We start from the raw sequence: 14769 nt of genomic DNA on the forward strand, positions 1-14769 counted from the left end.
ACTCCGTTATCGAAGTGGTTTTTAATTATATAAATTTATTTGTTAATGAATTATTTCTTCATTACGCTGTTAACTAATTTAACAAATTCATCGTGGTTGTTGATTGCTAATTCAGATAACATTTTACGGTTTAAACCTTGACCGTCTTTAGTAACTACATTAGCTTTTACTAAAGCGTTCATAAATTGTGAGTAAGTATATCCTAATTCACGAACTGCTGCATTGATACGAGCAATTCATAATTTTCTGAAATCACGTTTTTTGTTACGACGGTCTCTGTAAGCATATTCAGCAGCACGAATTACTGTTTGACGAGCAATTCTAAAAGATGTATGTCGTGTTCCTCATGAACCTTCAGCTTTATCTAATCAACGTTTGTGTCGTCTACGTGTTACAGTTCCACCTTTTACTCTCATATAAATCTCCTCTTGTTTAAATTAAAAATTCTTAAATTAAAGGCATTGCTTGAATCTTTTTACATCAGATGCATGCACAAGTGTATCTTTACGAAGTTGACGTTTAGCCTTTGTACTTCTTCCTAAAGCTAGGTGTGAACGGTAGGCGTGTTTACGTTTTAATAAACCACTTTTCGTTACACTAAAACGTTTTGAAACAGCACGTTTAGTTTTTTGTTTAATTTTAGCCATAGTTCCTTATCCTTTCATTATTTATTTTTAATTGGTTCAATAATGGTTTCGTATCTATAAACACTTACACGCTTGTTAGCTTGTGTAACATGACCATAGTCTTTAATCAAATCAATGAATTTTTCATAAGCTTGAGCAATGAACTCATCCTTAGTGCTCATACGACCTCTAGCTTCAATTACAAACTTAACATTATCTTTATCAGCTAATCAACGTTTTGCGTTTTCAGCACGAACTTGTAAATCATGATCACCAATTGTTGGTTTGATCTTGATTTCTTTTACTTTGATAATAGTTTGGTTTTTCTTTGATTCTTTTTGTTTACGCTTTTGCTCATATTTAAATTTGCCATAGTCAAGGATCTTAGTAACAGGTACTTTACCTTTTTTGGCAATTAAAACAAGATCTAAGTTTTTTGAAGCTGCTAGCTCTAAAGCTTTTGCTCGGTCCATTTCACCTAAATTAGCACCCTTATCGTCGATTACCACAACCGTTCTAAACTTAATGTTTTCATTAATTAAAGGTTGTTGGTTTTTACGAGCGTCATTGGTTTGATTTTGGTTTTTTGGTGTGTACATTAAATGCTCCTATATTGAACTTATAATTGTATAAAGAAACATATTAACAAAATATAAACAACCGCTAAGGTTGTTTTTCAATCTTAAAGCTAAAACCCATTACTACATTCAAGAGCAATCGGGTGAGTTAAAAACTACTTTCTTTATACGGGTATTATTATACTAAATTTTATTATAAAAAGCTAGTGCTATTTACTTTCATAACACTAAGTAATAATTTCTTTTTCCTTTTTTGATTAATGTATATTGTTGTTCATATGCATCAATCTTTTTAACAACAAACTCATTATCAACAATCTTTTGATTATTAATCATAATTGATCCATTACTGATTAATTCTCGACTAATTCGATTACTTGTTGAAATATTAGCAGCTATTAATAATTCTAATAAACTAATAGATTCACCTTCAATTGGTGTTGTTTCTAAATTCTTAAGAGCTAAGATAAAATCATCATGGTTTAGTTCATCTAATTTACCACTAAATAATGCTTGAGAAATAAGAACTGCTTGATTGTATTTTTCTTGTCCATGAATATTAACTACAACAGTTTCAGCTAATCTTTTTTGAGCATAACGTAATCCTTTATTAGTTTCATGCTCAAGCATTATTTGTTCAATTTCTTCTAATGGTAATCTTGTTGTAAATAAAAGTAGTTTTTTAACATCAGCATCTGGTTGGTTTAATAAGAATTGATACATTTCATAAACTGATGTTAATTCTTCATCCAAGAAAACAGCTCCTTTTTCAGACTTACCAAACTTTTTCCCTTCTGAATTAGTTAATAAGTTGATGGTAATTCCACAAGCAGTGTTATCATCCCCATTACTTTTTCTTATCATTTCAATTCCAGTTGTAATGTTTCCCCATTGATCAGAGCCACCAACTTGAATACTTACATCATAGTTATTATATAATTGTAAAAAGTCATATCCTTGGATTAAGTTATAGCTAAATTCAGTAAATGAAATCCCGCTTTCAAGACGAGAAGCTATCACTTCTTTTTCAAGTAAATAATTAACATTAATTAATTTCCCAGCTACTCTTAAAAAGTGCATAAAATTCATATCTTTATAAAAGTCATAATTATTAATAATTGTTGACTGAGTTAAAGCAGTTAGTTGTTTACTAATACCTTCAACATTTTTTAAAAGAGTAGCTTCATCTAATAGGTTTCGTTCAGATGATCGACCACCAGGATCACCAATCATCCCTGTTGCTCCCCCTAAAATGACATAGGTTTTAATACCATAAGCCTTAAAGTATTGCAAAACATTAATTGCAACATAATTACCTAAGTGTAAACTAATTGCACTTGGATCAAAACCAATATAAATTGCTTTATCATTAGCTAGTGCTTGTTCTAGTTTTTGTTCATTTGTAATATTATTAATTAAGCCACGCTCTTTTAATTCTTTAATTAGTTTATGCATATTGTTTCCTTTAATCATTGTTAATTATTAATTATAAACATTTTTAAATGGTTAAGTTAAAGCAATAATGGTTATAATTTAATTTAACATTTAACATTAACCGGTTGAGGTGAAATTATGAAGGATAATAAACCACAAGATAACCAACCAGAAATTGTATCTAATCCTAAAAAACTCGAAAAGTCTAATTTCAAAAAACTTTCAAAAGAAGAACAAAAACAAATTAAACAACGGATCAAAGAAGTTGATAAACTTAACCAACAACACAAGGGTGAAATCAATATGCCTTTGCGTGATCCAAACAATATTATTGAGTTACGTGGGGTTAAGAAGATCTTTACAAACGGATATTTAATCAATGATATTTTAAAGGGTGTTGATCTAGATATTAAACGTGGTGAGTTTGTTATTATACTAGGACCATCAGGATCTGGAAAAACGACTTTAATGAATATTATGTCTGGTTTAGATCGAGCTACTGAAGGTGATGTTCGGGTTTGTGATCAACAATTAATTAATATGTCTCATACCAAACTAACTGAATTCAGAAAAAAGAACATTGGTTTTGTTTTCCAACAATATGGATTATTACCAACATTAACTGTTGAAGAAAATGTAGAAATTGGGGCAGACTTACAAGTTGATAAAAGTCGTCGAATTAACCCTGCAAAAGCACTTGATGCGGTTGGAATGTTAGATTATGCTAAAAAGTTCCCACATGAACTTTCTGGGGGACAACAACAACGTGTTTCAATTGCAAGAGCATTAGCTAAAAACCCGATTATTTTATTTGGGGATGAGCCAACTGGTGCTGTTGATGAAACAATGTCTAAAGTAATTTTAAAAGAGTTTGTTAAAGTTAATAAAGAACTAAAAACAACAGTTATCATTGTTACGCATAACCCTATCTTTGCTGAGTTAGGAACTTTAGTAATTAAGGTTCGTAATGGTGAGATTGCTGAACTGTATAAAAACGAACATCCAAAGGGTGTTGATGACTTAAAGTGAGATCAATAATAAAAGGATTTAAACATGAATATTTTTTCGCAAGTATCTCCTAAAAACAGAATCCTAATGCGTGCTAAAAACTTAGCTGATGAAGTAATTGCATTAGAAGAAGAATATGGTGCTTTATCTGATCAAGAATTAGTTAATCGTTCTGATGCTATTGTTGAATATGTCGCAAATAATAATCCTTTAGATGATAAATTAATTGAAGCTCTTGCTATCATTCGTGAAGTAGTTTATCGAGTCCACAACAAAAAAGCTTATCGTGTCCAATTAATTGGAGCGATCATTGTTTATTTTGGTGACTTCGCTGAAATGATGACAGGAGAAGGAAAAACTCTAACATTAGTTTTAGTTGCTTATTTAAACGCCCTTTATAAAAAGGGTGTTCATATGGTTACTGTTAATGAATACTTAGTTAAAGTAGGAGCAGATTTTGCTGAACCTGCTTTAAGCTTTTTAAATATGTCTGTTGGACAAATTAAAGCAAGTATGAGTGAGTATGAGAAACGAGCTAATTATAATTGTGATGTTACTTATACAACTAACTCTGAACTTGGTTTTGATTATTTACGTGATAACATGGTTACTAACTATGATAGTAAAGTCCAAAGGGGTTTATATTTTGCAATCGTTGATGAGGGTGATTCAGTTTTAATTGATGAAGCTAGAACACCATTAATTATTTCTGGTGAACCCCAAGAAGAAATTGGTAACTACATTAAAGCTGATCGGTTTGTTAAAACTTTAGATAGTGAAGACTATACATTAGATCCTGAATCACAAGCTGTAGCTTTAACTGAAAGTGGTGTAGCTAAAGCTCAAGAATACTTTAAAACAGATAATTACTATAACTTAGAAAACTCTGATTTAATTCATAAAACAACTAATGCTTTACGAGCTAATTTCACTTTTATGAATGGGCGTGAGTACATTGTTAAAGAAAATGATGAAGGTGAAGAAGTAATAGCATTAGTTGATCAGTCAACTGGTCGGATCATGGAAGGACGTAGCTATAGTGCTGGTCTTCAACAAGCGATTCAAGCTAAAGAATCAATTAAGATTGAACCTGAAAACTTAACAGTTGCTACTATTACATATCAATCATTATTTAGATTATATAAAAAACTAGCTGCAGTTTCAGGAACAGCGGTTACTGAATCTGAAGAATTCTTAAACATCTATAACATGGTTGTAGTTACAATTCCAACCAATAAACCAATTGCACGGATCGATCACCCTGATTATGTATTTGATAACAAAAGAACTAAATGAAAATATGTAATTGCTGAAGTGATAAGAAGAAATGAAGTTGGTCAACCAATTTTAATTGGTACATCATCAGTTGCAGACTCTGAAACCCTTCACCAACTATTAGATAAAGTTGGAATTAGACACGAAGTTCTAAATGCTAAAAACCACGCACGAGAAGCTGATATTATTGCTAAAGCTGGTGAATTTAAAGCTGTTACAATTGCTACTAATATGGCAGGGCGAGGAACTGATATTAAAGTATCTCCAGAAGCTTTAGCTGTTGGTGGGTTATGTGTTATTGGAACCGAACGTGCTGATTCAAGAAGAATTGATAACCAACTACGTGGTCGGGCTGGACGACAGGGGGATGTTGGTGAATCACGATTCTTCATTTCAATGGAAGATACTTTATTTACTAGATTTGCTACAGATAACTTAGCTAAAGCTGATGATAAACTAAGTGAAGATGTAATCTCAACTAACTTCTTTACTAGATTATTAAATAACACTCAAAAAAAAGTAGAATCACTTAACTACGATACTAGAAAAAACTTAATTGATTATGATTATGTACTAAGTAGTCAAAGAGAATTGATTTATATGCAACGAGATACAATCTTGTTAGCTCAAAACAATAAAGCTGTTTTTTATCGAATGTTAGATACAGTGATTGATGATATTTTATTTCAAGCACATAATCAACCAAACACTGATATTGTTGATAAATACAAATTAATTGAAATTGCTAATAGTACAATCTTCCATAGTGATTATTTATTAATAGATAACTATTTAAAAATTGATAATAAAGATTTAAAACAACAACTAAAAACTGATGCAACTACTTTCTTTGATGAAAAAGAGTCTTTAATGACAACTGAAATCTTTAATCAATTTTTAACAGAAATAATGATTAATAACATTGATAGTCAATGAACTAAACACTTAGATATTACTCAAAAGATCCGAGAAAGCGTTAGCTTAAGAGCTTATGAACAAAAAGCTCCATTAAATATTTATGTAGAAGATTCAGATAAATTATTTGAAGAACTAAAACATAATGTAGCTTGACTAACAACAAGTGCAGTTGGAAGAATTGCATACTCACCACAAAACCAAATCACTCAAAGCTTAGTTGATGAAGAACAAATGCTTGATGGATTTAATATCTTTGATTTAGCTAATGAAAGTGATCAAGTTAATGATCAAGTTGATCAAGTTGATCTTGATGATCCTTTAGCTTTATTTGATCAACAATTTGCTACTAATGAACAAGTTGATCAACTAGAAGATCAAGTTAATGAATATAATCAAGATAATGATCAAAAAATAGATGATGATCAAAATATTAATAAACAACTTGAACAATTAGTTAATGAACAACTAGCTTATGAACAATCTTTTGATCAAATGGCTAATAGTAATGAAACAGCTAATCCTTGAAAAGATAGTGATAGTTATATTGATCGAAATACTGGTCTGATCGTTAAAAAGAAACAACAAGAAGATTAGTTATGAGTCAAAAAGAAAGATATCCTTTTGAATTAGTTAGTAATCATCAACCTGCAGGTGATCAAATCAAAGCAATTGATCAAATGGTTACTAATATTAAAAACAATGTTAAACGCCAAGTGTTATTAGGAGCAACCGGAACTGGTAAAACTTTTAGTGTTGCTAATGTAATTGCAAAAACCCAGCTTAAAACGATTGTGCTTGTGCACAATAAAACCTTAGCTGGACAACTTTATGCTGAACTTAAAGAATTATTTCCTAACAACCGGGTTGAATATTTTATTTCTTTCTTTGATTACTATCAACCTGAAGCTTATAAACCAACAACAGATACTTATATTGAAAAAGATTCAGTAACTAACTCTGAAATTGAAATGATGCGTTTATCAACGATCAATTCACTTGCAACAAGATCTGATGTGATTGTTGTAGCTTCAGTTGCTTGTATTTATGCATCAGTTTCACCTTTTGAATTCATTGATAACAACCTTTATTTATGTGTTAATCAAACAATTAACTTTAGCGAACTTAAAGCTAGATTAGTAGCTTTAGGGTATGAACGTAAAGATAATGATTTAGTACCAGGAACTTTTAGGATTCGTGGTGAGTATTTTGAAATCATGTACGGATTTAGTCAAGAGTATAAGGTGCGAATTGTTTTCTTTGGTGATCTAATTGAATCAATTAGTAATGTTGATCCAGTTACTAATGAAGTAATTAGTCATGAATCAAGAATCATTTTAAGAAGTGCTAATGAATATGTGTTTGATAAAAGCAAATTAGAAATTGCTATTAATAACATTGAAATAGAACTAAAAGAGCGAGTTCATTTTTTTGAAAAAGAAAATAAACTAATTGAAGCTCAAAGAATTTATCAACGAACTAAACAAGATATTGAATCAATTGTTGAGTTTGGTTTTTGTAGTGGAATTGAAAACTATTATAGACATCTAGAACACAGACAACCACACCAAACTCCTTGAACAATCTTTGATTTTATGAGTTATGGTGATGAACCATGGTTGATGATTGTTGATGAATCACATATCTCCTTACCCCAAGTTAAAGGGATGCACAACACTGATAGAAGTCGAAAACAAACTTTAGTTGAATATGGTTTTAGACTTCCTAGTGCTTTAGATAACCGTCCTTTAAACTATGATGAATTTAATCATTTATTAGATAATGTGATTTATGTATCAGCTACACCAAACCAAGAAGAAATTGAATTATCTAATAATGTTGTAGTTGATCAAATTGTAAGACCAACAGGTCTACTTGATCCTGAAATTGAGATCCGTAAAACTGAATATCAATTTGATGATTTAGTTAATAGTTTAATTGAACTTAAAAACAAAAATGAACGAGCATTTGTTGTTGTAATGACCATTAGAATGGCTGAAGAATTATCAAAACATTTAAATGACACACCCATTAAATCAGCTTATTTACACAACGAACTAAAAACATTAGAACGAGCATCAATCATTAACAAATTAAGATTAGGTGTTTATGATTGTGTTGTTGGAATCAACTTATTAAGAGAAGGGTTAGATGTTCCTGAAGTAAGTACTGTCTTTATTTTTGATGCTGATAAAACCGGTTTCTTTAGAAGTGATAAAGCTTTAATTCAGATCATTGGTCGAGCTGCTCGAAACATTAATGGAAAAGTAATCATGTATGCAGATCAAATCTCACAAGCTATGGAAATTGCTATCAATGAAACCAAACGAAGACGTGATATCCAAATCGCTTATAATAAGAAACACAACATCACACCCAAAACCATCATCAAACCAATTAATGAACATCTAATTAACTCAGAAGCTAAACAACAAGCTAATATATTTACTAATAAATCAACTAAATCAGAAATTGATCAAAAAATCAAATCACTTAAAAAAGCAATGCTAGATGCTGCTAAAGAACGAAACTATGAACTAGCTATGGTTTTAAGAGATCAAGTATATGAACTTGAAGCTTTAAAAGCTCAAAAAGATAAATAGCTATACACAACAAAAGACCGCTTATGAAGCTAAGCTTCGAGCGGTCTTTTGTTGATATTTCTTAAATTCCAAACTTTTATTAACATAAAAAAGGCTGCACAGGTCATTTAGTGCAACCTTTTAAATATTAATGGCAGGGGTAGCAGGACTCGAACCCACAACACGCGGATTTGAAGTCCGCAGTTCTACCATTGAACTATACCCCTAGCTATTACTTTCAAGGCTTTTTATTGTTTAAAAATAATGCTTGAAAGATGGATATTTGTGTTGCATAGAGTAATTATAAAATAAAATTTTTAAAATTTACAAGAAAAAAACAAAATTAAGTTTTTTTAGCAACACTTTGTAAATATAGGAATATTTTAACAAAAAACAGCATACTTATAAAAGTTATTGACAAATAAATACTATATTTAATCATTTTATTAAGCTTAGCTAATTGGTCTTGATCTATTTTATTAGTATATACTCTTTCTTGTTCAAACCATTCTAATAAAATATCTTGAATTCTAGCTAGTATTACAAACATTCTTAGATATAAAATAATAAATGGAATTAAACTAATACTTAGTAATAAAGCAAATAAAGCTATTTTATAACTATGGCTTCAATCGTTAATTATTATATATTTAGCTGTTGCTATTAAACAGATACAACATATAATAATTGCAAACAAAACAAATAAAGCAATTAAAGATTTTAAATAAACTAACTTTTGTTTGTCAAATTTATCAAAAAGTGAATGATTAATTTGTTCATTACTATTTTCTGGTTTATTTTGTTCATTAACAAATTCAAATCCTGACATTTTTAAATCTTTCTATATGTGCTAATTTTTGTTTACTTAGTTTTGTTGTAATATTATTATTAAGGTTTATATAATTTTTTAAGTATCTAATATTAGATAATTAATAATTAAATTAAGTAGATTTTAACAAATATTTACTTTCTATAGCTAGTTAAATGATTTTTTAAATAAAGAATTAAGGTGACTTTTATTAATGAAACAAAGAAGATTTAAAAAGCTAGTGATAGCTTTAGGAGCAGTTGGAGTAATTACTACTACATCTGTTGGTTTTTTAATTGCTAGTTGTACAACTCAGAAAAAACAAGAACCTTATAAAGTGATGCCAACTTATACTTCACAAGCTGATACATTACTTGCATTAGGAATTACTCCTGATTACTATCCACGACTATTAAATAGTAAAGACAACCGTCCATTTGCTTTTTTAGACCCGAATAGTAATGAGTTTAAAAACAACCAAGTTTTTGATAAACCTGAATTTAAAGCTGGGTTGGGAAATAGATTATTAGATCTAGAAAGCAAAATTAAAACTTATAATACAACTTGATGAAGTTTTAGTGGTAATCAACTTGGAGAGAATGTTAACGAAGAACACTGAAGAAAACATAATGGAAACTTAGTTTATTATGACCGTTATTTATTTGATAACAGTCACTTTGAACCACAAGTTGTACGACGTTTAAGCCCTGATCTAAACAATGGACCATTTGCTAAAGAAACATATCCAGTCCCTGTTGATTTTAAAGCAAGTAGAGATTTATTCTTTTCTTTAAGTCCAGAAATGATTAAAACTTTTACAGATGAAAATAACAAAGATCCACTTGCAGTTGGTTTAAGAGCGGGATTGAAGTATAAAGATGAAAGTAAAGGATTATTAAATCCGCTTTTTAACTATTCATATTATGCTAAAAGAATCCAAGAAAATTACTTAAATGGTGAAACAATTGATGGTATTAATTTCAAGAATTCTAACTTCAGAAAAAGAGTGATAGAGGGTAATGATGTACCATTGTTTTATATTGAAAAAGATTGACAAACTAAGAATTCATTAAACACTATCATCTACAAACAAATTGAACAACTATTATTAATTAAAGACATCAAAAAAGCTGGTTTAACTAAATTAAATTATGATCCACTAAACCAAAAACAAAAAGTATCATCAGAACTTCAACACCACCCTATTTATGAACAAAACTTAAGAAAAGATGGCGGAACACAACTTTATTTAGGAACAATGCGTGATGGAATGTTCCATTTATATGATATCGCTTATGCTACTGCTAAATTTGCTCATACAAAAGAAGCAGAAGAATTGTTTAAAAACGAACCAGAACGTCTAGAAATGATGAAAAAAGCATTAACTCATGCTAATGAAATAGCTGGTAATTATAATGCTCGAATTAAAGCAATGCGTGAATTCTTACAAGCTGTTGGTGTAGTTGATAAAAACTACAACCCTGAACTTAAACAATTTGATAACACTAACTCAATCAATTTAGGTTTACTAACAATTTCATCAAAAAGTGGTGTAAGTACTTTACAATCTCAATCTAAATTTGGTTTCTTATACTATGATCTAGGATTTAAAGCTCCTAAACCAAAACTAAGTGATAATCTTGTTAACCCGTTACTTGAAAAAGTTGATGGAAAACAAGAAGGTTGTCATATCCATGAAGATGGAACAAGACACTGTCCATTTGGTGAATCAACTAATGGTCTTCCTGAAAACTATACTGGTTCAATCTTTAACATGGATGATAATGGTTGATGATGAAACTTAGGTGAAAATGGTTTAAGTGAAAAGAATACAGCTAGATTCAACAACCAATTCGATGTTGTAATCAACATTGAATTCAACCCAGAAGGTGCATCATTATCTAATAAAGACAGAACGCTTGTTAATAAATTATTTAAAGAAGAACATTTAAGTAACAACAACTTAAATTCTCCATCTAAAAAATTATTTAGGGATAATTATGAACTTTGAAACGAAGGGGTTAAATCACCAATCGGTTTAAACTTAATCTTAGATAATCTTCTTAAATATATTCTTAAATATGTTGGTGATGATAAGAAACAACAATTTGCAGAACTATATCAAAAAGCTAATAGCTGAGGTAGCTATTGAGAAAAATTTGCAAAAGTTAATAAATAATATTGATACAAAAAAAGAAAACTAAGAAGAGAAAATTAATAAATGAAAACAGAGTTGCATAAACAAAAACGTAAAGCTATTGTCAACTTTGCAATGATTAAATCACTAAACTATACAACAAAGATCACTCTTAAATTCAGTGCTCTTATTTTAATTGCTGCTTGTATTGCTTTTTTAGTGTTATCAATTTATCACGATGCTTCATATGGTACAGAACTTAGTACTACAAATTTAGACTTAAAGACTCGTGGTCCTAAACTACTAATGGCATTTTTCTCAGGTGGAGCAATTGCTGTTGCTGGTTTATTATTACAAAAAGTAACCCGGAACCATCTAGCAGATGTTTCTGTACTTGGAATTGGTTCATTAAACATCATCTTAATGACTTTTTATTTAATTAGTATTAAAGATAAAGTTGAATCTGCTGCTAATATTGAAATGAGAGTATTACCAATTGTTATGTTCTTATCAAGTGTAATTGGAACAGGAATTATTTATACTCTTTCTAGGTTTGGTAGTGCTAATACTGAAAAATTTGTAATTGTTGGAATTGCTTTGAATTTCTTATTTGAAGCAATTTCAGTTGTGATCATTAACCCCCAAACAATTTCACGAACAGATCAAAACTTAATGATAGCTTTAGGACATATTAAAAATTACACCCTTGGTATTATTCCTAACTCAAACTATATTGATCTACCAACCTTAGTAACTTGTTCAGTATTAATTGCACTTTGTTTAGTACCAATCTGATTTTTACGTAAAAAAATCGATTTATATGAAACTAATGAAGCACTTGCTTCTACAACTGGTATTAATACTGAACGTTTAAGAATAAGTATTTATGTATTAGTAGCTTTATTAGCTGGGCTTGAAATTGTCTTAGTAGGTTATGTTGCTTTATTAGGAGTAATTGGAGCTAGTGTGGCTCGGTTATTGTTTGGTAATCGAACCGCTGTTGCTTTATTTGGAGCTTTCTTAATTGGAGCAATCTTAGTTAGTTTTGCTTTATTTATATCATCTAATTTAAACACTAATGTTCCTGTTGGTTTTTTATCAACAACAATCATTGTTCCTTATTTCATGTATCTAATTATTAGAGGTAAATAATATGAATGTTTCAAATGTTAATGAACATATTAATGAGCAAGTAACTGAGAATGCAATCGAAGTTAGTAATTTAAGTTTTAGATACAACAAAAATAGTAATTTAGTATTAGATGATTTAAATTTCAATATCAAAAAACAAAGCTTTACTACCATTCTTGGACCAAATGGATGTGGTAAATCAACAACTGCTAAATCAATTGTTAAATTAATTAAAAACAATAAAGCAACAATTAATATTATGGGTCATGATATTAAACAATTATCAAATAAAAAACTTGCTCGTTTAATATCATATATTCCCCAAAACATTGATGTTCCTCAAGGAACTAGAGTGATTGATTTTATTACTTTTGGACGAAACCCTTATTTAGGGATATCAGGCATTTTATCAAGTGAAGATAAAGCTATTATTAATAAAGTTGTTGAACAAATGCAATTAACTGAACTTAAAGAAAAGTTTATGCACGATCTATCTGGGGGTCAACGTCAAAAAGTTGTTTTAGCTCTTTGTATGGTTCAAGATACACCTATTATTTTATTAGATGAACCAACAACTTATTTAGATATTAAAAACCAATATGAACTATTAGAATCATTAAAACAATTACAACTAAAAGCAAATAAAACAATTATTGCTATCTTACATGATTTAAACCAAGCAATTCAATATAGTGATTATTTATATTTTCTAAAAGATGGAGCAATCTTTGCTTCTGGAACTGCTGATCAATTAATTAGTAAACAATTATTAAAAGATGTTTATGGAATTGAAGCAGAAATAATGGAAGATATTGATCCTAAAATTGTTTATAAGATTGGGGTTAAAAGTTATCTATAATTCCCTTTTTTATTTATCGATTTTTGTTTATAATAATAGATAATATTTATAATAATAGACAATAGAAGATTAAGGTTACAAAGATAAAACTATGAATTTTAAAAGTACAATTAAAGCAAAAAAAGAAGTCGATTGAAAATACACAATCGAGCTTGAAGGATTATATGTAGATCCTAAAGCATTAGAAATGCACCGAAACCGTGTCGATACTATTTTTGCAAAACAAAGTGAAGCTGAACGAGCACAACAATTACACAACATCATTGTGCGTGAAAACTTATTTAACAAAGCAATGGATCATTTAGCTGACTTTTATGAAATTGATATCAACCAAGAAGATGTTGAAGATTTAATTCCAAGAATTATGCAAGCTTTTGGTGTTGATTCAAAAGAAAAAGCAACTGATATAGCTAACAAAATCATTGCTAAGGGATTAATTTTCTTAGATTTACAAAAAGAATTTAGTATTGAAGTAACAGATCAAGAACTAGAACAAATTCTTGAACAATACTACACTGAAACAAACCAATCAATTCATGATTTCAAAAAGAATAAAGATCAATGAGAAGCTGCACGAAGAACTTTATTAGATGAAAAAACAACAGCTTTCATTATTGAACGTTTTGATCGTGACTTAACTAAACTTGAAGAAAACATCCGTAAAAAAATGGCTGAACAAATGGAATTAGACAAAAAGATGCAAGAAGTTGAACTTCCAGATGAAAAAGCTAAAAAGGAAAGTTAATACTAACTTGTGACTAATAAATCGTACATTGTTCGTTATATCATCTTAAAAATAGCAATGGGTGTTTATCCACTTGATGCACTAATCCCAAGTGAAAACAAATTAGCTAATAACTTTGATTGTGGTAGAATCACTGTCCACAATGCTTATGAAACCCTTAAGGATTTAGATATTTTACATACCATTAAGGGTAGTGGTTTTTATGTCAAAACAATGATTGATTCATACATCAATCAAACTTTTGCTAACTTATATCCTATTAGTACTAATGCAACTGTAAACACTAAAGAAATAAACTATAGTTATTGTGATATCTTATTTAAACATGCTACTTCATTTAGTTTATTAATTAGAAACAAAACAATTGCTCGTTCTTGTTTTTTAAGTACGATTCCAATTGATGTATCTAATTTTGATCCCAAAAACATTAATATCAGTAAATTAATCATTATGTCTGGAAATGATGACTTTTTTAATGTCAAAACAACAATTAGTTATGATCTGTTTAAAACTTTTGAAGGTTTATTATCATTTGATAAATTTAAAATTAATTCACCATTAATTGTTAATTATTTATACAACTCTAATAATGAACTATGTTTAATTATTATTACCCAAATTAATGATCATTATTTTAAATACACTAGTGCTTCAAAATTAATCTAGGATTG

12 protein-coding genes, 1 tRNA gene and 1 pseudogene are annotated in these 14769 nt (G+C 29.3%); 8 read left to right on the top strand and 6 right to left on the bottom strand.

Annotation, left to right across the window (positions count from 1 at the left end; translation table 4 throughout):
* Window positions 1–50: 50 nt before the first annotated feature.
* The 4 genes from rplT to tyrS form a co-directional block, all read right to left on the bottom strand.
* Window positions 51–416, bottom strand: coding sequence for a 50S ribosomal protein L20 (gene rplT / locus JM47_RS00070; protein WP_038101994.1), 366 nt, complete (start codon window positions 414–416; stop codon window positions 51–53).
* A gap of 36 nt (window positions 417–452) precedes the next feature.
* Window positions 453–647, bottom strand: a complete 195-nt coding sequence (gene rpmI, locus JM47_RS00075; protein WP_038101996.1) for a 50S ribosomal protein L35 — start codon at window positions 645–647, stop codon at window positions 453–455.
* Between the two features lie 17 nt (window positions 648–664).
* Complete coding sequence (infC, locus tag JM47_RS00080) at window positions 665–1225, bottom strand: translation initiation factor IF-3 (RefSeq protein ID WP_038101999.1); 561 nt, start codon at window positions 1223–1225, stop codon at window positions 665–667.
* A gap of 192 nt (window positions 1226–1417) precedes the next feature.
* Window positions 1418–2659, bottom strand: coding sequence for a tyrosine--tRNA ligase (tyrS, locus tag JM47_RS00085; RefSeq protein ID WP_208895023.1), 1242 nt, complete (start codon window positions 2657–2659; stop codon window positions 1418–1420).
* 117 nt (window positions 2660–2776) lie between these two features.
* On the opposite strand from tyrS, the gene JM47_RS00090 reads away from it, so the two are divergent.
* The 3 genes and pseudogenes from JM47_RS00090 to uvrB all read left to right on the top strand — a co-directional run bounded on the left by JM47_RS00090 (window position 2777) and on the right by uvrB (window position 8439).
* The gene (locus JM47_RS00090; protein WP_208895024.1) at window positions 2777–3676 is read left to right on the top strand and encodes an ABC transporter ATP-binding protein; all 900 of its coding nucleotides are present in this window, start codon (window positions 2777–2779) and stop codon (window positions 3674–3676) included.
* 15 nt (window positions 3677–3691) lie between these two features.
* A pseudogene (gene secA / locus JM47_RS00095) lies at window positions 3692–5999 on the top strand (preprotein translocase subunit SecA); the annotation flags it as partial.
* 436 nt (window positions 6000–6435) lie between these two features.
* Complete coding sequence (gene uvrB, locus JM47_RS00100; RefSeq protein ID WP_208895026.1) at window positions 6436–8439, top strand: excinuclease ABC subunit UvrB; 2004 nt, start codon at window positions 6436–6438, stop codon at window positions 8437–8439.
* Window positions 8440–8570: 131 nt separating this feature from the next.
* Here the strand turns inward: uvrB and JM47_RS00105 are convergent.
* A tRNA-Trp gene (locus JM47_RS00105) sits at window positions 8571–8645 on the bottom strand.
* Window positions 8646–8761: 116 nt separating this feature from the next.
* Window positions 8762–9247, bottom strand: coding sequence for a hypothetical protein (locus JM47_RS00110; protein WP_208895027.1), 486 nt, complete (start codon window positions 9245–9247; stop codon window positions 8762–8764).
* 193 nt (window positions 9248–9440) lie between these two features.
* Between JM47_RS00110 and JM47_RS00115 the strand changes: the two genes are divergently transcribed.
* The 5 genes from JM47_RS00115 (at window position 9441) to JM47_RS00135 (ending at window position 14764) form a co-directional block, all read left to right on the top strand.
* Window positions 9441–11405 carry an iron ABC transporter substrate-binding protein gene (locus tag JM47_RS00115; RefSeq protein WP_208895028.1) on the top strand — a complete coding sequence of 655 codons (1965 nt, stop codon included), beginning with the start codon at window positions 9441–9443 and terminating at the stop codon, window positions 11403–11405.
* A 42-nt stretch (window positions 11406–11447) separates the two neighbouring features.
* Complete coding sequence (locus tag JM47_RS00120) at window positions 11448–12515, top strand: iron ABC transporter permease (protein ID WP_208895029.1); 1068 nt, start codon at window positions 11448–11450, stop codon at window positions 12513–12515.
* A gap of 1 nt (window position 12516) precedes the next feature.
* Complete coding sequence (locus tag JM47_RS00125; protein ID WP_208895030.1) at window positions 12517–13353, top strand: ABC transporter ATP-binding protein; 837 nt, start codon at window positions 12517–12519, stop codon at window positions 13351–13353.
* A gap of 91 nt (window positions 13354–13444) precedes the next feature.
* Window positions 13445–14098, top strand: coding sequence for an MPN555 family protein chaperone (locus JM47_RS00130; protein WP_038102608.1), 654 nt, complete (start codon window positions 13445–13447; stop codon window positions 14096–14098).
* Window positions 14099–14107: 9 nt separating this feature from the next.
* Entirely contained in the window at window positions 14108–14764 is a 657-nt protein-coding gene (locus JM47_RS00135) for a winged helix-turn-helix domain-containing protein (protein ID WP_208895031.1), read from the top strand.
* The last annotated feature ends 5 nt before the right edge of the window (window positions 14765–14769 follow it).

The sequence above is a fragment of the Ureaplasma diversum genome, from assembly GCF_000941095.1.
Lineage (GTDB): Bacteria > Bacillota_I > Bacilli_A > Mycoplasmatales > Mycoplasmoidaceae > Ureaplasma > Ureaplasma diversum.